The organism is Actinoallomurus soli, from assembly GCF_024055715.1.
GTDB classification, from domain to species: Bacteria; Actinomycetota; Actinomycetes; order Streptosporangiales; family Streptosporangiaceae; genus Actinoallomurus; species Actinoallomurus soli.
In genome coordinates this window covers 788796-808738 of the sequence record NZ_JAMXMV010000001.1, presented here as the reverse complement: position 1 = coordinate 808738, position 19943 = coordinate 788796, and the positions used below count along the sequence as shown (strand labels likewise).

Annotated in this window: 7 protein-coding genes; all 7 read right to left on the bottom strand. The window is 71.9% G+C overall.

From position 1 onward, the window contains the following. Window positions 1-37 precede the first annotated feature (37 nt). Entirely contained in the window at window positions 38-3040 is a 3003-nt protein-coding gene (locus NDW01_RS03705) for a glycosyl hydrolase (protein ID WP_252816561.1), read from the bottom strand. Between the two features lie 43 nt (window positions 3041-3083). Then, a complete protein-coding gene (locus tag NDW01_RS03700) occupies window positions 3084-7049 on the bottom strand; it encodes a family 78 glycoside hydrolase catalytic domain (protein WP_252816559.1) in 3966 nt (1321 codons plus the stop codon). A 49-nt stretch (window positions 7050-7098) separates the two neighbouring features. Continuing rightward, entirely contained in the window at window positions 7099-8505 is a 1407-nt protein-coding gene (locus NDW01_RS03695) for an L-fucose/L-arabinose isomerase family protein (RefSeq protein WP_252816557.1), read from the bottom strand. 68 nt (window positions 8506-8573) lie between these two features. Then, window positions 8574-11759 carry a family 78 glycoside hydrolase catalytic domain gene (locus tag NDW01_RS03690; protein WP_252816555.1) on the bottom strand — a complete coding sequence of 1062 codons (3186 nt, stop codon included), beginning with the start codon at window positions 11757-11759 and terminating at the stop codon, window positions 8574-8576. 107 nt (window positions 11760-11866) lie between these two features. Next, entirely contained in the window at window positions 11867-14458 is a 2592-nt protein-coding gene (locus NDW01_RS03685) for an alpha-L-rhamnosidase-related protein (protein WP_252816553.1), read from the bottom strand. 182 nt (window positions 14459-14640) lie between these two features. After that, window positions 14641-17469, bottom strand: a complete 2829-nt coding sequence (locus NDW01_RS03680; protein ID WP_252816551.1) for an alpha-L-rhamnosidase — start codon at window positions 17467-17469, stop codon at window positions 14641-14643. Between the two features lie 434 nt (window positions 17470-17903). Further along, entirely contained in the window at window positions 17904-19943 is a 2040-nt protein-coding gene (locus tag NDW01_RS03675) for a bifunctional aldolase/short-chain dehydrogenase (RefSeq protein WP_252816549.1), read from the bottom strand.

Below are 19943 nucleotides of genomic sequence, written 5' to 3'. Positions count from 1 at the left end.
GGAGGATCCCCGCGACCGGCCCGGGGTCGGGAACCGGCTAGGCGATCACGGCCTGCGCGTACGGGACCAGGCTGACCGGGCCGATGAGCCCGTACGCCTGGCGCGCCGCCACGCCGTAGACCGTCGGGTCGGAGACCCGCAGCCGGTTGTTCAGGGTCGTCGCGACCTCCACCGTGATGGTGTTGGTCCCGGCCCGCAGGTACGGGCCGACGTCGACGACCGGGTTGATCTGGTCGACGGGCGGCAACCGCCTGCCGTTGACCGTGACCCGGCAGGTGTCGAAGACCTGGCCGAGCTGGAGGTACGCGCCGTACGCGCTGGTCCAGGGCCGGGGCAGCTCGACGGTCGTGGTGTAGCGGCCGATGCCCGAGACGTCCGCCAGTTCGGGGATGATCGGCCACGGCTGCAGCGAGTCCAGGGTCAGCCGGTGCATGACCGTCTTGGTCTCGGTCGCGGACGCGCCGGGCTGCAGGTCCTCGACCTCCAGCTGCCAGCTCGCGGGCGTGATCGGCGCGGGGACGTCCGGGATCTCCGTCCGTACCGTCGTGCCGGTGGACAGGGTGGTGGCGTAGGTGCCGCCCTTCGTCGCGCGGGCCATGAGCCTGCCGTCGGCGAGCACGACCTCGGCGGCCTCGGTGGCGGTGGCGTGCGTCCGTCCGGGCGCGTCGCCGAGGCTTCCGGGGCTCGCCAGCGCGACGATCATGACCTCGCCGGGCTGGAGGGCGACCCGCAGCGTGACCTTGTCGCCGTCCTCGGTGTAGAGGGCGACCCGCCGTACCTCTCCGGTCCAGGGGTCGAGGAGGTAGGGCACCGCGTTCTTGTGATTGCGGGTGAAGGACACCTGGTGGTCGATCGGCGCGACCGCCGGCTTGACGGTCTCGGCGTGCTTGCCGTTGCACAGGTAGTAGTAGTCGACGTTGTCGTCATCGTCGTACCGGTGGAAGTTCAGCAGCGTCGAGCTCTGCGCGTAGGACACGTCCGGCGTGACGCCGAGGGCGGCGAGCGCGGCCGGGACGTCGGTGAGGGTGGCGACGACCTTGACCTTCGGCTGCTTGAGCAGGTCCGCCACGACCGACCGCAGCGTGGCGTTCTCGGCGTCGGACCCCACGCCCGGCACGACCGGCGCGGACCAGTCGCCGAGCAGCAGGATCGGCAGGCCCGCCTTGGTGAACTTCAGCAGCTTCCGGGCCACGCCGAGCTGCAGCGTGGAGTCCATGGTGTAGAAGTGGTCGCCCTCGATGAACACGACCTTGTACTGCGGGCCGTCGGGGGCGAGCCGGCCGCTGTGGACGTCGGCGTTCGGCAGGTCCAGCAGCGGCGCGCTGATGAACTGGTGGTTCCAGCCCAGCGTGATGCCGGTCGCGGTGAACCAGGACACGCCGATGCCGGTCTTGGAGTACCCGGTCTGCCGGAAGACCGCCACGTCGACGCGCGGAGTGCCGGTCTGCAGCACCTGGTGGACACGGCGCAGGTAACCGGAGATGTCCTTGATGTGCCGCCAGGTGGGCTGGCGCGGCCCCCACGACTCGGCGTACCCGATCGCCCCGCTGTACGGGGTGAAGGCGGCGTAGCCGGGCCACTTCACGTTCGGCGCGGTGGCGTAGGAGAAGCCGTGGATGACGCTGCGGTTCAGCCCGGCCGCGTACGCGCCGCCGACGGTGAGCAGGAACTTCTTCCACGTCGTGTTGTACGCGCCGCCGGTGTAGGCGCCCATCTCGCCGGACAGGACCTTCCGGCCCGCCATGTCGCGGCCGCCCGCCAGGCTCCGCCAGTCGTCGAGGTTGTGGAACCCGATCGACTCGCCCTCGGGCACGTCGAGGATCCCGGCCGAGGCGATCGCGTCGGTGTTCAGCCCGTACGGCTGGCAGCGGAACCGCAGGCCGACCGAGTGCGCCCAGTCCTGCAGCGCCGTGATGTGGTTCTCGTTGAACAGCTGGGAGATGACGTCCCAGTAGTCGTAGCGGGCGCGCCGGGTCAGCGCGGCCTCGTACGCGTAGAGCTGGTTGCCGTTGTCCTGCGTGATCGCGGGCAGGTACGGCAGCACCGAGTAGCCCTTGCGCTCGGCGAACTCCGCGGGCAGGTCCGGCGTCCACATCAGCGCCTTGGTCTCGATCTCGATCGAGTCCTCGAACAGCGTGGCGCCCGCCCGCTTGATCAGGTCGCGCACCGACGGGGTGAGGATGTGGCTCTCCCAGAAGTCGGTCACGGCCTTGGTGCCGGCGGCGCTGAAGTGGTCGACGGCGTAGGCCGCCGGAACGGTGTGCGGCCCGGACTCCGGCGTCTGCGCCGAGCCCCGCTCCCAGTGGCTGATGATCACCCAGGAGCCGTCGGACGGCGCGGTCCAGGACAGCCGCCCGTCCACGACCTGTCCGGTCAGGTCCTGCACGGAGGCCAGGTCCAGGCCGGTCTCCTTGCGCGTGGAGTTGGCCGTGTTCACCCGCGCGGCCTGCACGAGGACGAGCCTGCTCACCTTCGCCGCGGAGGAGGGCGCCCGGCTCGGCGCCGGGACCGGGCCGTTGTAGGTCGCGCCGGCCGCGACGTTGACCGCGCCGTACGCCAGTTCCTTGACCGCCGCGGTGTCGTCCGGGGTGATCGTGGGCACGGCGGCGGGCCAGGACGGGCCGATCGTGAGGTCGATCGTCACGCCGCGCCGCTGCGCCTGGTCCAGGGCCGCCTCGACGGCGTCGACCCACGCCGGAGTGCCCCAGCCGTGCCCGGCCGGGTCCAGCACCGACTTGTCGGAGATGCTGTGGTGGACGGCGGCGATCTCCGCGCCGGCGAAGCCGGCGTCGGCGATCTGGTCGACCTCGCGGCGGATCTCGTCGAGGTCGACGTTGCCGTCCGGCCACCACCAGCGGAACTTCGGCCCCACGGCCACGTCCGGCTTCGCGAACCGGCCGGCCGTGCCGGTGCCCGCGGCGCGGGCCACCGCCTCACCGAGCGGCGAGCCCCAGGCCAGGGCCGCGCCGGCGGTGACGGTGCCGGCCGTCAGGAGGAAGCCGCGGCGGCTGAACCCGCGGGCCGGCGTGTCTTTCTTCATGGGTGATTCCTTTGGTGCTGCAGGGGTTGTGCTGAGATGCCGGTCACGAGGCGTAGCCCTCGAGTTCGATCACCCGGCTGTACTTGTGGTCGTTGGAGTCGTGGACGACGACGCGCAGCGCCGACGCCTGAACGGGGTCGAAGGTCCGCTCGACGGTGCCCGCGGTGTTGCCGCTGACCGTCGCGACCGTGCGCCAGGTGTCTCCCGTGCGCACCTCGAGATCGAAGTCCCGGATGCCGGACTTGGCCGCCGAGGATTTGGCGCTGTCCAGGGTGAGGACGCGCACCCGGCCGAGGGTGACCGGTGCGTTCCACGTCGCCGTCAGCGTGTCGGGGAACGCGCTCGCGGTGTCATCGTTCCAGCCGCCGACGCCGTTGAGCCAGACCTCCGAGTCGGTTCCTCCGTCGTTCGCCCAGGCGGGGGCGGAGCCGCTGTGGGTGCTGGAGGCCGACATGGTCGCGGCCCGGACGAGGTTCGAAGTCAGGGCGACGGGCGCGGACGCGCCGTCGTCACCGGCCTTGAGGGTGACGGTCCCCGACGAGACACCCGTGTCGTCCTGCTTCAGCGTGACCGGGATCTGGACGGAGCCGTGCGCCGGGACGCGCACCGGGCCGCCGGACACCGAGGCCGTGAAGCCGGCCGAGGCCGAGACGCCCGGGCGGACGGTGACCGCGCGGTTCTCCAGGTTCGTGACCCGGAACTTCGCGGACGTCGCCTGTCCGGGCAGGACGGGCACGTTCACGCCGAACGGCGGCTCGACCGCGAGCTGCCGCCGGTCCTGGGTGACGGAGGAGGCGGTCACGGCGGTGAAGGACCAGTGCCCGGAGCCGACCTCGTAGACGCCGTGGCCGTTCTGCACGCCGACCCACTTCGCGCCCGGGGTGGCGGTCACGTGGTCCCCGCCGAGCAGCGGGACCTCCACGCGCGCCGGGGCGCCCGGCGGCACGGTCACGTCGAGGTGCAGCGTGCGGCCCGCGCGGCGCCAGGAGCTCGCGACCTGGCCGCGCGGCGTCTCGTACGTCCCGCTCGCGCTCGTGAGGTCGCCGACGACCGCCGGGCGGATGACCAGGTCGGTGAAGCCGGCGCCGCCGTCGGCCTGCCGGATGCCGGCCAGGCCCGCATTGAACCACTCGTCGATCGCGCCGAGCATGAAGTGGTCCTGGGAGCCGTAGCCGGTCGGGCCGTCCCAGTACTCCGTCAGCGTGGTCGCGCCGTGCACCACCTGGTAGCCATAGCTCGGCGCGGTGACCTGCTGGGCGATCCTCAGCAGCACGTCGTCCCGGCCGGCGGCGGACAGCACCCGGAACACCGCGGGCAGCGCGATCTCCCCGACGGTCAGGTGGTAGCCCTTGTCCTCGATGGACGTGACCAGGTGGTCGGTGACGGCCTGCCGCTGGTCGGCGGGCACGACGCCCATGTCCAGGGCGAACGCGTCACCGGCCTGGCTGCCCGAGCCGTACGTCCCGTCCTTGAGGTACTTGGTGTTGAACGCCGCGGCGGTCTTGACGGCCGCGCTGTCGTACTTGGACGGGTCCTCGCCGAGAAGCCGGGCGATCTTTCCGAGCGCGACGGCGTCCCGGTAGTAGCCGTAGCTCGCGGCGATGCCGACCGGCGTGGAGGAGTCGGTGCCGGCCCAGTCGCCGTAGCCATAGTTCAGCAGGCTCCCGCTCGCCTTCGACGTCAGGTAGTCGAAGTACCGGCCCATGGCCGGGAAGTAGGTGCGCAGCGTGCCGGCGTCGCCGTAGGACTGGTAGTGCTGCCAGGCGGCCATGATGATCGCGCTGCCCCAGTTCGGGTCGTCGCGGGCCGAGCCGCTGAAGACGACGTACTCGGGGGCGATGTCGGGCACGTGCCCGTCGGGCAGCTGGGCCTCGGCGACGTTCTGCAGGAAGTCGCGATAGTAGGCCTCGACGTCGAAGTCGCGCGCGACGGACCCCTGCACCAGGTGGGTCTGCTCCAGCCAGCCGAGCTTCTCCCGGTCCGGGCAGTCGGTGAGGATGCTGAACATGTTGCCGGCGATCGACGCCTGCGTGATCTTGTGGATGTCGTTCAACAGCAGGTCCGAGCTGCTGAACGTGCCCGCCGCCGCGTTGTCGGCGCGCAGCACGATCGCCTCGGCGTCACCCGTGGTAGGCGCCGACGGCAGGCCGGTCACCTGGAGGTAGCGGAAGCCGTGGTAGACGAAGCGCGGGTGCCAGGTCTCCGTGCCGCCGCCGGCGAGGGTGTAGTGGTCCTCGACGGGCGGCTGCCGGTCGCCGCCGGCGATCATCGTGCCCTGGTCGACGAGGCCGTCATCGCCGAGCCGCTCCCCCGGCTTGATCGTGAGGGTCGTGCCGCGCGGCCCGCTGACGTGCAGCACCGGCCAGCCCGAGACGTTGGCGCCCATGTCGAAGACGTACGTCCCGGACTCGGGGTGGCTGATCGCCGCGGTGTGCTCCCGGCCGACCGGGACGATCGGCGGGGACGTCCGCGCGGCGACGGCGATGCCCAGATCGGCGGTCTCGACGGCGGGCCGCCAGCCGGACAGGTCCGCGCCGGGGGCGTCCCAGCCGGGCTGGTCGCGGCGGGCGTCCTCGTCCTCGCCGCCGTACCACTGCGAGAACGTCGTCGGTCCCAGGTCGCTGCGCCAGGACGCGTCGGTGGCGATCCTCTGGGTCGTGCCGTCCTTCAGCGTCACCTCGAGCTGGGCGAGCAGGCGCGGCGCGCCCTGCGCGCCGACGTACTTGGTGTACCGGTCGGCGGTGGGGGCGACGTTGTAGGTGCCGTTGCCGAGGCGGACGCCGATCGCGTTGCCGCCCGTGCGCAGCAGCCGGGTCACGTCGTAGGTGGAGTAGACGACGCGCTTGCGGTAGTCGGTGTTCGGCGGCTCCAGCACCGCGTCGCTGACCGGCCTGCCGTTGATGGTGGCGTCGTAGAGGCCGAGCGCGGTGATGTAGAGCCGCGCGTCGCGGACGTCCTTGCCCAGGTCGAACTGCTTGGCGAGGATCGGCAGCGGCGGGAAGTCGGTGTGGTACGCCGGCGGCGGCTCCTGCCCGGTGACCGTGGTGACGGTGCGCAGGTTCGCGGTGTCGTCCCCGGTCTGCACGGTGAAATCGACGGGGAAGTTCGGGGTCTTCCCGTCGTCGGTCATCGTGTCGGTGCGCGGGTAGAGCACGACCTGGTCGAAGTGCCGGGTCTGCCCGAGGTCGAGCTGCACCCAGATGTCGTGGCCCGGGTCCTGGGACTTGTAGGCGTTGCTGGTGTAGCCGAACGGCGCCTGCTCGGTACTGAGCGACCCGTCGGTCAGGTACTCCGGCTCCCACTTGCCGGGGTAGCTGCGCACGTCAGAGGCGGTGGCGATGGCGCCCTCGGCCAGGTCGGCGTCCGGGTGCGCCGAGTCGGCGACGACGATCTCGGCGAGCTGCAGCCGGGACAGCAGCGAGCCGCCCTCGACGATCGGCAGCCCCAGCTTCGTGACGTCCACCCGGACGTACCGGGCGTCCTGCGCGGGCACCTTGACGGTGACGGGCGTGGGCTTGCGATTCACCCACCGGTCGTCGCCGATCCACTTGGCCGACCAGTCGTCCTTGGCGGTCAGGCCCATCTCCCACCAGGCCGGATCGCTCCAGTCCGAGACCCGGCCGGCCGCGTCCCAGACACGGACGCGCCACCACACGCGCTCCCGCGATTTCGGCGCCGAGCCCCGGTAGACGGCGCTCGCGCTCGTGGCCGCGACCCGGCCCGAGTCCCACAGGTCGGGGTGGGCCAGCCCGTCACGGGTGGAGGCGGCCTGGATCTGGTAGGCGGCCTGCGCCTCGTCGTGGCCGGGCGCGGTGAGCCGCCAGCTCAGCGTCGGCGTGGCGCCGTCGATGCCGAGCGCGGTGGTCAGCGCGTCGGTGCGCAGGCCGGTCGCGCCGAGCCGCGCGGCGTCCGCGCGGGCCGGCGCTCCCGGCGCCAGGACCGCGGCGAGCGCGAGCGCGACCGGCACCAGCAGCCGTGGCATCCCGCGCATGTGTGCGGTGATCGTCACACCTTCTCCTCGAAAAGAACGTCCCCCGACGTGTGCGTGGTGGCAAATCTCAGGGGCGTACGTGGATCAGTTCGACTTCCATCAGGTCCGCGAGGGCGCGCAGGTCGGCGAGCCGGTGGCCGGTGCCGAGGGCCCAGTGGTGCGAGATGCCGGTGGCGCTCCAGGCGTCGGTCCACTCCCCCGGGTCGCAGCCGAAGTCGACGCGCGAGGTCGTGTTGCCGATCTGCAGGAGCGGCCCGTCGACGACCTCGCCCTCGGACACGATGAACGCGAACCGGCCGTCGCGGCCCTGCCGGAGGCCGAACGCCGTCACCGGCCCGTGCTTGACGTCGAACTCCACGGACACGCCCCACCCGCGCTTGCCGTGGTAGACGCCGAGGCCGCGCAGCAGCGGCCGGGAGTCGCTGATGGCCAGGTGCGCCGGGCCGTCGTGGCCCATCTCGACGTGGCCCCGTTGGAAGTCCAGCGCCTGCAGCTCGGTGAAGGAGCCGCCCGCGCCGAGCCGGTCCATGATCAGCATCGCCAGCGAGGTGCGCAGCTCGTACTCGCCGACGGCCGGGACGCCGCGCGCGGTCAGCAGCGACGCGCCGAGGATCATGCCCGCGCCGAGACGCTCGTGGACCTCGCCATCCAGGCCGCGGTGGTAGTAGGCGAGGCTGCCGAGCTCGAAGTCCTCGACCAGCCGGTCGAGGCCGACCGCGACGCGCGCCGCCCAGGAGAAGTCCTCGTCGTTGACCGAGTCGGCCAGTTCGAAGACCTCCTCGGCCTCCTTCTTCTTGGCCTCCGCCTCGGCGTCGGTGACCTTCTCGACGCGGACCCGCAGGTCGTCGAACTCCAGGACCTCCATGTGACCGCCGAAGTTCGCCGGCACGAGGGTCAGGTCGGTGGAGACGTCGAGCATGCCCGGGTACAGGTGGCCCATGAGCCCGTGCCGGCCCCGGCGCAGGGCCGCCCGTACGCCCGCCGCCCGCACCCAGCGGCCGATCTTCGCCCAGGCCCGCTCGTCCTCGACGTACCCCGACACCGAGCGGAACGGGATGCCGCAGCGCAGGAACGCGTTGGCCATCTCCGGCAGCGGGCAGGCGCCGCAGTAGGCCAGCCACTGGCCGGTGTCGAAGGTCGCGTGGTCCATCGACTCGGTCGGCTGCAGGTTGATCAGCAGGACGGGGGCGCCGCTGCGCTGGGCGATCGGGACCAGCATCGTCGCGGTCATGTACGTCGTCAGGAAGCCGACGATGAGGTCGCAGTCCGCGACCCGCAGCCTCTCCGCGGCGGCGGCGCCCTCCTGCGCGTCGGAGATGAAGCCGACGTCCACGACGTCCGCCCCGAGCGCGCGCATCCGCGTCGAGACGCGCTCGGCGGACCGCTTCAACTGCGGCAGCAGGTCGGGGAACTGCGGCCAGTACGCGCCGAGCCCGCCCGCGACCAGTCCTACGCGGACCTTCGTGTCGGTCATCTTCCTTCTCCTTCTTTCTGAGGCGGCGGGCCCGCGGTGGCCGGTTCCGCGAGCCCGCCGCCGGTCTGTCAGCCGCGGCTGTCGAAGTGCCAGCGGCCCGAGCCGACGTCGAACACGGCGTAGCCGTCCTGGGACCGGACGGGCTTCGCGCCGTCCCCGGCGACCTTGCTCGCGTCCTTGGCCGGCACCCACACCTCGGCGGTGGTGTTCACCGGCACGGTGACGTCGAGGCTGAAGCGGTTCCCCGACCGCCGCCACCGGGTGGCGATGTCGCCGTAGGCGGACCGGTAGCTCGCCGACGCCGACGTCAGCGACCCGCCGGGACGCGGACGGATGATCGTCCGCTGGTAGCCGGGCGCGGCCGGGGCGATGCCGCCGATGTTCTGGTACATCCAGTCGCCGACCGCGCCGAGCCCGTAGTGGTTGAAGGAGTTCATCCCCGGGTCGTTGAAGGTGCCGTCGGGCTTGATGCCGTCCCAGCGCTCCCAGATCGTGGTCGCGCCGTTGCCGATCTCATAGCCCCATGACGGGAAGGTCCTCTGGCCGAGGATGCGGTACGCCACGTCCGTGTGGCCGGTCGCGGTCAGCACCGGCAGCAGCGCGCCGGTGCCGAGGAACCCGGTGGTCAGGTGACCGCCGTGCGCGTCGATGTTCGCGACCAGCCTGTCCGCCGCCGGGCCGGTCTGCGCGTCCGGCAGCAGGCCGAACGAGAGCGCCAGCACGTACGAGGTCTGGCTGCCGTTGCCCACGGTGCCGTCCGGCGTGACGAACCTCGCGTCGAACGCGTCCTTGATCCGGCCCAGCAGGCTCCGGTAGGACGCCGCGCCGGCGGAGTCGCCGACGGCCTCCGCCATCTGCGCCATCAGGTCGGTGGAGTGCGCGAAGTAGGCGGTGCCGATGAGGTCTCTCGGGGTGTCGTCGTTCACGTTGAGCCAGTCGCCGTACCCCTCGTTGGGCCGGATCAGGCCGCTGCTGTGGCTCTCCAGGTAGGAGATCCACTTCTTCATCGCGTCGTAGTGGTCCCGGACGACCCGCAGGTCGCCGTACCGCTGCCACAGCGTGTACGGGACGACGACGCCCGCGTCGCCCCAGGCCGCCGTGCCGGAGCCGGTGTTGCCGACGTCGGGCGCGACGTTGGTGAACGACCCGTCGGAGTGCTGCGCGTCGGTCAGGTCCGTGGCGAACTTGGCCAGGAACGTGTCCGCGTCCATGTTGAACGTGGACGTGGGCGCGAACGCGGTGATGTCGCCGGTCCAGCCCAGGCGTTCGTCGCGCTGCGGGCAGTCGGTGGGGACGCTGAAGAAGTTGCCTCGCTGGCCCCACACGATGTTGTGCTGGATCTGGTTCACCAGCGGGTCGGAGGTGGTCAGCGTGCCGGCCTGTGGCGCGTCGGCGTTCGCGACGACCCCCGCGATGGCGTTCAGATCCGGCTTGCCCGGGTAGCCGGTGATCTCGACGTACCGGTAGCCGCGGTAGGTGAAGCGCGGCTCGTACGTCTCGGTGCCGCCGCCCTTGAGGGTGTACCGGTCGGTGTCGGCCGCGTTCCGCAGGTTGGTCGTGTAGAGCGTGCCGTCGGGGTTCAGCACCTCACCGTTGCGGATCGTCACCGTGGTGCCGGCCGGGCCGGAGACGGTGAGCCGGTTCCAGCCGACCATGTTCTGGCCCAGGTCGAAGATGTACGTGCCGGGCTTCGGCTCGGTCATCTTCTTCGGGTGCAGCACCGTCTGGACGCGCACCGGCGGGGCGGACTGCGCGACCAGGTTCGCCTTCACTCCGGTGCCCGTCTCGGCCGCCTGCCAGGAGGAGTCGTCGAAGCCGGGGCGGTCCCAGCCGGCCTGCTCGTTCCGGGCGTCGTAGGTCTCGCCCATGTAGATGTCGGACGCCGCGATCGGGCTGGGCGCGGTCTTCCACGACCCGTCCGTGCCGACGGTCTGGGAGGTGCCGTCGGCGTAGTCGATCCGCAGCTGCCCGAGGAACCAGGGCCGCGTGCCGTACACGTGCGTGCCGGCGAAACCGATGTTGCCGGAGTACCAGCCGTCGCCGAGCAGCGCGCCGATCGCGTTGTCCCCGCGCCGCAGCAGCGAGGTGACGTCGTACGTCTGGTACTGCACGCGCTTGGTGTAGTCGGTCCAGCCCGGGTCGAAGTGGTCGTCGCCGACGCGCCGGCCGTTGATGCGGGCCTCGTACAGGCCGAGCGCGCTGACGTACAGGCGGGCGGCGGCGACGCGCTTGGTCACCGTGAAGCCGCGCCGAAGGTACGGGACGGGCTGCGACGGCTCGATGACCTGGGTGCCCCAGGGTCCCTGCCCGTACGCGGCGGTGTCCTTGGCGGCGGGCCAGGAGGAGTCGTCGAAGCCGGGCTGCTCCCAGCCGTCCGCGGCGTCCTTGGCGGCCTTGAACGACCCGTCGGTGATGACGTCGACCGGGTCGGCTCCGGAGCGTTCGACGTGCAGCCGGCCGATCAGCCCGGCCGGGCTCTCGGTGGTGTTGACCGCCGCGATCGCGATCGTGTTGGTCCCGGGGTGCAGCGCCTTGGTGACGTCGGCGAGCTGCCCCTGCTTCCAGGAGTCCGTGACCTGGGGCGAGGCGGCGATCCGCGTCCCGTTGACGTAGAGCGTGAAGCCGTCGTCGGCGGTGAGGGTGAACAGGGCACGGGTGATCGCCCCGCTGCCGAGGTCGACGGTCCGGCGGAAGTACCGGGTCGACACGGGTTCGCTCGAGGCCGGGTCCCCTTCCGGGTACCAGATCCAGTGCGCGCCCGACAGGCTCGGCGTGGTGGCCGAGCCGCCGATCCACGACGCCGTCCAGTCCTCGGCGGACAGGCCCGTCTCGAAGAAGGAGACCTTGCTCCAGGCCGTGGTCTTGCCCTGCGCGTCCCAGACGCGGACGCGCCAGTAGTACCGGTGGGCCGGCGCGAGCGCGGGCCCGCCGTAGGCGACGTCCACGGACTGCGGGCTCTGCACGCGCCCGCTGTCCCAGACGTCGGCCGCGCGCGGCTTCGAGCCGACGGCGACCTCGTACGCGGTCTGCGACTGGCCGCGGGCGGCCGAGTCCAGCCGCCAGCCGAGGCGCGGCCGGGCGGCGTCGATCCCGATGGGGTCGGTCGCACGCTCGGTCGTCGTCGCGGCCACCCGTACGGGCGTGGACGCGGCGAACGCGGGGGCGGTGCCGGCCACGGTCGTGGTCGTGAGCGTGGTGGACGCGATGGCGAGGACGGACAGTGGTAGGCGGGTGGACCTTGGTACGAGTCGCATTCTCGGGTTCCCCTTCTGGGTTCCGGCGGATGGACACTCCCCGATGCGGCGGGCGGGCGGCCGGGGCCGCCGCCCGCCGTGGTCTCCTCAGGTGCGGGCGGCCCGGGTCACCGGTCGGTCACCTGGATCGTGTGGTGGCCGGCACCGAAGCCGTGCAGGGTGACGTGGGCGCCGTCGGTCGTCGCCCGGTGGGCGAGCGCGGCGGTGCCGTCCCAGGCGACCGCGCCGTCGACGCGGACGACGACCTGCCTCCCGCCGGTCGGCACCGTGATGTCGCCGGAGGTGCCGGTGGGCGAGTCGACGGCGAGGGTGAGGATCGCCCCGTGGCCCTGGGTCCAGGTCACCCGCAGGTCACCGTGCGGGGTGGGCAGGACGCCGCGGGCCCACTGCACGGAACCGGGGTTCGGCGCGACCGTCCAGGTGGCGAAGCCCGGCCCGGTCGGCACGGCGCCGAGCAGGTCGTTGCTCAGCGCGGGCACCACGCCCGTCGACCAGCCGTGCGCCATGGAGGTGTAGGCGCCCTCGTACAGCGAGCCGTTCTCGCCGATCCCCTCCCAGTCGGTGATGCCGGGATCGTGGGTCGTCATCCAGCCGTACAACCGCTTGATCTCCTCGATCGCGGAGTCGGCCTGGCCCGACTGGAAGCGCGCCTGGATCTCCGGGTAGGAGGTGAAGGCGTACACCCGCTTGCTGCCGTCCGATACCAGCGTGTCGTTGTCCATGAACGCGTTGCCGTACGGCTGGGCGGTGGTCTTGGCGAGGTGACCGAGCGCGGCGGCCGCCTGGTCCGGGGAGGCGACGCCCGCGACGATCGCGAGGCCGTTGCCGTCCTGTCCGTGGCGGACCGCGCCGGTGCCCGAGTCGAGGTACGCGCCGGTCCTGGCGTCCCACAGGTACGTGTTGATCGCCTTCGCGACGTCCTGGGCGCGCTGCTGCCAGCGGTCGGCGTCGGCGGTGTGGCCGAGCGAGCGGGCCAGGCCGGCCGCGTCCTTCAGCGCCTGCACGTAGAGCGCGTTGTAGTAGGTGACCTCGCCGGTGCGGGGCAGGAAGGCGTAGTCGCCGTAACCGCCGGTGCCGTTCAGGCCCTTCGACAGCAGGCCGCGCGCGTCGGTGACCGAGGGGTACCAGGTGTCGAGGGTCTTGACGAGGTTCGGGTAGTACTTCGCGGCGTACGCGGTGTCGCCGGAGTAGAGCACGTAGTCCGAGCTGGAGGTCACCCACCACAGCGGGTAGTCGAACAGCGGGAGCGTGTAGTCGTTGATCGACGCGGGCGGGATCCAGCCGTCGGCGCGCTGGTGGTCGGCCAGGTCGGCGAGGACGTTGCGGGCCGCCTCGGGCACCGCGTGGGTGAGGTAGTCGGTGCGGCCCGACACGGCGACGTCGCCGACGTACGGGTCGCGGTCGCGCTTGGCGCCGTCCTGCAGGACCAGCTTGCCGTCCAGGCTCGGGCTGTCGGCGTTCCGCGGCTCGACGTCGGCCGGGCGGAACGTGTCCGTGATCAGCTCGTTCGTGTAGGAGGCGTTGTACCAGTACCGGTTCAGGGCGTCGTCGGAGGACTCGAACCAGCCCCGGTACGCGCCGGGGCCGCCCGGGAGCGCCGTCGACTGGAGGGTCACGTCCTTGAGCTTGACGGTGCCGTACGGCTCGGCGACGGGGGCGTCGCTCTGCAGCGCGTCCAGGCTGATCCTCATGTACCGGAAGCCGTGCAGGCCGTCCGCGCAGACCTTCGTGCCGCTCTGGCAGCCCTTGGTGTCGGTCCAGGTCGTGGACTTCTCGGGCGGCGCGTACTGGTCGGTGCCCGGCCCGCCGGAGAAGTCCGAACGGGTGAAGTCGGACCGGTCGGTGAGGTACTGCAGGGTCTCGGAGAACGCCAGCCGTACGCCGGGGTGGTCGTCGGAGGCGCCCTTGAAGCGGAGCGTGGGATAGCCGACGACCACCTTGCCGAAGTCCAGGGTGACGCTCGCCTGCGCCGGATCGGAGACGACGCCGGGCCAGATCTCGTTGATGCGGGTGAAGTCGCCCCGGGAGCTGGGCTGGTCCTTGGTGACCGTGATCCGCACCTGATCGGTCGTGACCTCCTGCGGGAACGCCACGGCGCGCTGGACGTCGGTGTTCCCGGTCACCGTCGCCTGGGTCACCCAGGCCGAGCCGTTCCAGGTGGCGACGGTGAAGTCCATCGGGACGCCGTCGCCGTTGGACAGGACCGTGATGCCCGGCAGCTTCACGGGCGTCGGGCTGGTGATCTGCAGCCAGGCCGGATAGGTGTCGGGGTTCGCGTCGTTCCAGAACGTCTTGGCGTCACCGTCGACGGCGTGGCCGGGCTCGTACGAGGTGGGCGTGCCGTCGTTGCCGCCGTTGGGCGCGTGGTCGGAGGAGGCCGTGGCCGAGGTGCCGGAGGGCCAGGCCGGCTTGGGCTTCGGCGCCTCGCGGTGCAGGGTGGTCGTGCCCTCGCCGAGCAGGCCCTTCGGGTTCGTCACGTCCCCGGTGGTCGAGACGATGCGCACCGGCGACACCTCGGCGTGCGACGTGCCCTGCACGTACTTGCGCCAGTCGGGTGCGGGCAGGCCCGCGAGGGCCGTCGCCGCGTCCGCCGCGGCCGCCTCCCGCCCGTCGGCCCGCGCGGGCGAGAGGGCCACGACCGTGCTCGTCGCGCCGAGCGCGAGGCAGGCGAGGACGTGCAGGGGGCGTGGTCGAAGCATCGAGCGCATTCGCATCCGTTCGGGCTCCCTTTCTGGATGCAGCGGAATGAACAACCCCGATGTGGCCGGCGAGCGGCGCGTGGCGGCACGGTCACAGGACGGCGCCGGATGCGGGTAGGGGGCGGGGCTTCGCGGATGAGCGGCAGCCCGCCCCGTACCCCTGGTACGTCAGAAGCCGGGGCTCAGCCGTTCACCTGGAAGGTGTAGCTGCCGGCGCCGATCTCATAGGTCGCGGCGGTCGTGGTGCGGCTCTTGAGCGCCGGGCCGGCGCCGCCGTGGCCGATCGCCTGGACGCGGTCCTTGGTGGTCGCGGGGACATGGACGGAGGCCGTCGTACCACTGGGGACGGTGACCTCCAGTACCAGGCGGCCGTCGCCCTGCTTCTTCCAGGCACTGGTGACGGTGCCCTGCGGTGTGGTGTAGCCGCCTTCGGCGTGGGTCAGGTCGCCGACGATGGCCGGAGCGATGTCGACCCGGGTGTAGCCGACGGATCCGGGCGCCTGGCGGATGCCCGCGAGGCCGCTGACGAACCAGGCGTCGACCTGCCCGAGGAAGTGGTGGTTCTGCGAGCCGCTGCCGTCCAGAGCCTCGGACAGGGTGGTGTGGCCGCTGGCGGCGAGGTAGCCGTAGCCCGGCGAGGTGGGGTTGACGACCATGTCGTAGATGACGTCGTCCCGGCCGCCTGCCTGGAGTGCGCGGAAGAGCGGGCCGAGGCCGACCGATCCCGTGGTGATGTGATCGCCCGCCCGGTGCACGGCGGCGACGAGGCGGTCGACGACCTTCGACTGGTCGGCTGCGGGAACCAGGCCGGCGTCGAGTGCCATCGCGTCGGATGCCTCGCTGTCGCTGCCATAGTAGACACCATCGGCGTCCTCGTGGCGGAACCGGGTGTTGAACTCGGCCGCTGTCTGCAGGGCCAACGCGTGGTACTTGGCCTGGTCGGCGGGTTTGTGCAGAACGCCGGCGATCTTCGACATGTCGTCGAGCGCGGTGTGGTAACCCGCGAGGATCGCCAACTGCATCGGCGTGGTGTTGTCCTTGGCGGACCAGTCTCCCAGGCCGGGGAAGTCCCCGTTGTTGGCGGCCTTGTTCGCGGCCTCATAGTCCAGCCACTTGACCATGGTGTCGTAGTACTGCGCCATGGTCCGGGTGTCGCCGTAGGTCTCGTACAGCCTCCACGGGATGCGAATGACCGCGCCGCCCCAGTTGACCTCGTCCAGGAACTCGATGGTGCCCTGCGGCCACTGGAGTTTCACCGGGCGGACGCGGTGGTACTCGGGGGCGATGTTGGCGATGAGCCCGGGGTACTCGTCACCGGGCTGACGCTGTGCCGTCGCCATGTTGCGCACGAGCTGCGGCTCGTAGGCGGACAGGTCGTAGTCGGTGAGCAGCGCGTCGAGGTTCTGGAGGTTGTCGCCGGTGTAGGGGCCCTTCTCGCGATCGGGGCAGTCGGTCAGCACCGACATCATGTTGCTCTGGATCGACCGCAGCACCATGGTGTGGATCTGGTTGATCACCTGGTTCGACGAGCCGAAGGTGCTCGCCTGCGGGTTGTCGGCGTGGACGACCTTCAGAGTGACCGTGTCGGGGGTGGGCGCGGCGGGCAGACCGTCGACTTGGAGGTAGCGGAAGCCGCTGTAGGTGAACTGCGGGTGCCAGGTCTCGACGCCCTTGCCGGCGAGGGTGTACCGATAGGCGATCTGGTCCGTGGCGGTCGCGCCGGTCGACGCGATGTTCAGTGTGCCGTCCGCGTTGAGCTGCTCGGCCGGGATCATCGTGATGGTGGTACCGGCGGTCCCGGAGACCCGCAGGGACGGCCAGCCCGAGCGGTTGGCACCGAAGTCCAGTATGTACGAGCCCTTGCCGCGCGGGGTGATCGACTTCGGGCGGATCGTATCGGTCACGGTCACCGGCGGGCGTGGGTCGGCGCGCAGCGGTGTGGTGTCGCGCGGGGTGGTGGTGGAGTCCAGCTTGGCGAGGGCGGCGCTCTGCCAGCCGGAACCGCTGAGGCCGGCCGCCGTCGTGGGGGCGGTGGCCGAGCGGCGGGCGTCGTACTCCTCGCCGCTCCACCAGGACGAGAAGGTGGTGGGCCCGAGGGCCGTGCGCCAGGAGGAGTCGGAGGACAGCGTCTCCCGGCGGCCGTCCGTGTAGGTGATCTCCAACTGCGCGATGGCCTTCGGCGTGCCGAAGACCGTGTACTGCTCCAGGGTGCCGCCGAAGAAGTAGTGCCCCGGGGTCTTGACGCGCTGGTAAGGGCCGCTGCCGGTCTCAATGCCGAGGACGTTGGTCCCCTGCTTCAGGTGACCGGTCAGATCGTAGGTGCGGTAGTCGACCTCGGCCGCGTAGCCGGTCTCCCCTGGTTCCAGGACGGCGTCACTGACCGGGCGGCCGTTGACCGTGGTGGCGTACATGCCCAGACCGGTCATGTACAGGCGTGCCTTGGCCACCCGGCCGTGCACGGTGAAGGCCTTGCCGAAGACCGGGAGCGGGGTGACCGATCCGTCGGGCCGGGTGTACTGGTAGGAGGGGTTCTCGATCCAGCGGGCCGACCAGTCCGCCTGCTTGAGCAGGCCCATCTCCCAGGCGGCGGGCGCGCTCCACTCGGAGGGCCGGCCCTGCTCGTCCCACACGCGAACCTGCCAGACCAGCGACTCCCGTGAGGTGAGCGGCCGTCCGGTGTAGGCGATGTCGCTCGACGTGGTGGAGCGGACCCGGCCGGAGTCCCAGACGTCGGCGTGGCCGTGGCGCAGCGCGTCGGCGCTGTGGGCCACGCGGATCTCGTACGCCTGCTGCTGCGCGGGCTCCGCTCCACGGGTGTCGAGCTTCCAGCCGAGCAGGGGTGCGGTGTCGTCGACGCCGAGCGGGTCGACCCGGTGGTCGGTGCTGAGGCCGACGACCCTGACGGAGCCGTGCGCGCCGGCCGCGGCGGCCGTGGCGGCAGTGGCCAGACCGGACACGGAGAGTCCCAGCGCGGCAACGGCTGCCGCGACGAGCGTGGAGGATCTCCTCATCGAGCTTCCCTTCGGGGAACGGGGCTGGAGCGGACATGAATCCGCACGGGGCGTAGGCGGAGGCGGGTGCGGGTCGGCGGCTCGTTGGACGACGAAGGCGGCACGCGAGGAGAGAGGGCGGCGTGCGGCGGCGGGCAGCGGTAGGAGTCGGTGCGGGACGGAGGGGGGCGAAGGTCAGGTGAGCGGAGGATCGCGGCGAGGCTCGGGCGGCGGGCGGAGAGGCGGGCGAGGCTCAGGAAGCGGCGGGGCGGAACGGCGGAGGAGCGGGCGGGGAGGCGGGCGAGGCTCAGGGAGCGGCGGGGCGGAACGGCGGAGGAGCGGGCGGGGAGGCGGGCGAGGCTCAGGGAGCGGCGGGGCGGAACGGCGGAGGAGCGGGCGGGAGGACGGATGCCGTGCGGGGCGGCCGGTGGCGGGGCCGCCCCGCACTGGGCGGGTCAGCGGAGGAAGGCCGCGGCCACCCCCGCGTCCACCGGCACGTGCAGCCCGGTGGTGTGGGTCAGGTCCCCGCCGGTGAGGGCGAAGACCGCGTTCGCGACGTGCTCCGGCAGCACCTCGCGCTTGAGCAGGGTCCGCTGGGCGTAGTACTCGCCGAGCTTCTCCTCCGGCACCCCGTAGACGGCGGCGCGCTTGGCGCCCCAGCCGCCGGCGAAGATGCCCGAGCCGCGCACCACGCCATCCGGGTTGATCCCGTTGACGCGGATGCCGTGCTCGCCTAGCTCGGCGGCCAGCAGGCGCACCTGGTGCGCCTGGTCGGCCTTTGCCGCGCTGTAGGCGATGTTGTTCGGCCCGGCGAAGATGGCGTTCTTCGAGGCGACGTAGACGACGTCGCCGCCCATGGCCTGCTCGATCATGATGCGGGCGGCCTCGCGCGAGACGAGGAACGAGCCGCGCGCCATGACGTCGTGCTGCAGGTCCCAGTCCGCGACCGTCGTCTCCAGCAGCGGCTTGGACAGCGACAGCCCGGCGTTGTTGACGACCAGGTCGACGCCGCCGAAGGCCAGCACGGCCTCGCGCAGCGCGGCGGCGATCGCCGCCTCGTCGGTGACGTCCGCGGCCACGGCGATCGCGACGTCTGTCGCGCGCAGCGCCGACGCGCCCAGCTCCGCGGCGACCTTCTCGGCGGCGGCGGCGTCGCGGTCGGCGACGACGACGCACGCGCCCTCGGCGGCCAGCCGGCGCGCGGTGGCCGCGCCGATGCCGGAGCCGCCGCCGGTCACGAACGCGACGCGGGTGGCGAGGGGCTTCGGCTTCGGCATGCGCCGCAGCTTGGCCTCCTCCAGCTCCCAGTACTCGATGCGGAACTTCTCCGACTCGGCGATCGGCGCGTAGGTCGACAGCGCCTCGGCGCCGCGCATCACGTTGATCGCGTTGACGTAGAACTCGCCGGCGACGCGGGCGGTCTGCTTGTCCTTGCCGAAGCTGAACATGCCGACGCCGGGGACCAGCACGATCGCCGGGTCCGCGCCGCGCATCGCCGGGGAGTCCTCGGTGGCGTACCGCTCGTAGTAGGCGCGGTACTCCTCCCGGTACGCCTCGTGCAGCTCGCGCAGGCGGGCCTTGACGTCATCGAGGGAGGCGGTCGGCGGCAGGTCGAGGACGAGCGGCCGGACCTTCGTGCGCAGGAAGTGGTCCGGGCAGGAGGTGCCGAGCGCGGCGAGCCGCGGGTGCTCGGCCCGCGCCACGAAGTCCAGGACCTCCGGCGAGTCGGTGTAGTGCCCGACCTGCGGCCGGTCCGTCGAGGCCAGCCCGCGGATCAGCGGGAACAGCGCGGCGGCGCGCTCGCGCCGCTCGGCCTCCGGCAGCGTCTCGTGGACGACCGCGCCGAACGGGTCGGGACGGCCGTGCTCGGCGATGTACGCCTCGGCGGTGCGGATGATGTCGAGGGAGTTGGCCTGGCACTCCTCGCTGGTGTCGCCCCACGCGGTGACGCCGTGGCCGCCCAGGACGCAGCCGATGGCCTGCGGGTTGTCCTTCTTGATCGCCGCGATGTCGAGGCCGAGCTGGAAGCCGGGCCGCCGCCACGGCACCCACACGACGCGGTCGCCGAAGATGCGGCGGGTCAGCTCCTCGCCGTCGGCGGAGGTCGCGATCGCGATGCCGGAGTCCGGGTGCAGGTGGTCGACGTGCGCGGCGTCGACCAAGCCGTGCATGGCCGTGTCGATCGACGGTGCCGCGCCGCCCTTGCCGTGCAGGCAGAAGTCGAACGCGGCGACCATCTCGTCCTCGCGTTCGACGCCCGGGTAGACGTTCACGAGGGCGCGCAGCCGGTCCAGGCGCAGCACCGCCAGGCCCGACTCCTTCAGCGTGCCCAGGTCGCCGCCCGAACCCTTCACCCACATCAGCTCGACGTCACCGCCGGTCACCGGGTCCGGCTGTACGCCCTTCGCCGAGGCGTTGCCGCCCGCGTAGTTCGTGTTGCGCGGGTCGGAACCCAGCTCGTGGCAGCGTTTCAGCAGGTCGTCGACGATGCTCAA